The organism is Microbacterium ureisolvens (assembly GCF_015278315.1).
In the GTDB taxonomy this organism is placed as follows: domain Bacteria; phylum Actinomycetota; class Actinomycetes; order Actinomycetales; family Microbacteriaceae; genus Microbacterium; species Microbacterium ureisolvens.
In genome coordinates this window covers 1-1,439 of sequence record NZ_JADIJE010000033.1, presented here as the reverse complement: position 1 = coordinate 1,439, position 1,439 = coordinate 1, and the positions used below count along the sequence as shown (strand labels likewise).

The window sequence follows — 1,439 nt, the reverse complement described above, 5'->3', positions numbered from 1 at the left end:
GGGTGAGTCCCATAGCGTGGTGTCACTTCCCGCGGGGTCCTCGGCGTCGTAGACGTTGATGGGCCATCGTGGGAACCCAGCTGTTTCCGCCAAGAAGCAAGAAGAGTGATCCCACGATGACCCAGCACCAGTCTGCCTTGTCGACCCTGATCGGCGAAGTCCTCGCCGACCCCGACCTGGCCCATTCGGACGTGTTCCGTCGGATGCTGCAGGCCGGCCTGCAGGACCTGATCAACGCGGAAGCGACGGTGAAGATCGGCGCCGACCGGTACGAACGCACCACGGAGCGCACCACCCGCCGCAACGGCACCCGCCCGAAGACGCTCGCGACCCCCGCTGGGGAGGTCGACCTTGCGATCCCGAAGCTGCGGGAAGGGTCGTTCTTCCCCAGCCTGTTGCACCCGCGGCGTCGGGTCGACAAAGCCCTCTACGCGGTGATCTGCCAGGCCTGGATCGACGGCGTCTCCACCCGGAAGGTCGACCAGCTGATCCGGGCGTTGGGCAACGACACCGGCATCTCGAGGTCGACGGTGTCGCGGATCTGCGCGGAGATCGACGAGTCCGTGCACGAGTTCCTGCACCGCCGCCTCGATCACACCTGGTTCCCGTACCTGTTCCTCGACGCCACCTACCTCGACGTCCGCCACCGCGGCCGCGTCGTCTCCCAAGCCCTCGTCGTCGCCACCGGCGTCTCCGGCGAAGGACGCCGGGAGATCCTCGGGATGGCGCTCGGAGACGCGGAAACCACCGACTTCTGGACCGAGTTCCTCCGCTCCCTCCGCGACCGGGGACTGAAGGTCGCGACCGACGCCGACCCGCTCGGGGTGACCCTCGTCACCAGTGACGCGCACGCCGGGCTGAAGGCCGCGGTGAAGGCGATCCTGCCCGGGAGTGGGTGGCAGAGATGCCGAGTCCACTTCGCGAGGAACGTCACCCAGAAGCTCGGGTCGGCGCGGTCGAAGCCGGTCAACGCGCTGATCTCCACAATCTTCGCGCAGACCACAACCGAGGCCGTCACCGCCCAATACGCAGCTGTCACCGACAGCCTCCGAGGCTCGTTCCCCGAGATCGCCAGCATGCTCGAGGCCGCCGAGGCGGACCTCACCGGATTCGCCCCGCTGCCCCGCGAACATTGGCAGAAGGTCTGGTCGAACAACCCGATCGAACGCCTGAACCGGGAGATCAAACGCCGCGCGGACGTCGTCCAGATCTTCCCCGACCAGGGCAGCGTGACCCGCCTGATCGGCGCCGTCCTCCAAGAACAGCACGAGGAATGGGGCTACGGCGAACGCCGCTACTTCTCCGACATCTCGATGCGCAAACTGGTCCACACCCTGCACGAGACAGCCGAACCCGCCCGCCCCGAGCTCTACCTCACCGCCTGACCCTCAACCACCCCAGGCAACAGCAGGAATGACACCACACGACGGGACTTGACC

At 67.1% G+C, this 1,439-nt stretch carries 1 protein-coding gene; it reads left to right on the top strand.

The window, feature by feature from the left end; all coding sequences use genetic code 11:
- Positions 1-116 precede the first annotated feature (116 nt).
- Positions 117-1,385 (top strand): IS256 family transposase, encoded by a 1,269-nt coding sequence (locus IM767_RS20535; RefSeq protein WP_194398969.1) that lies wholly within the window; start codon positions 117-119, stop codon positions 1,383-1,385.
- Positions 1,386-1,439 lie beyond the last annotated feature (54 nt).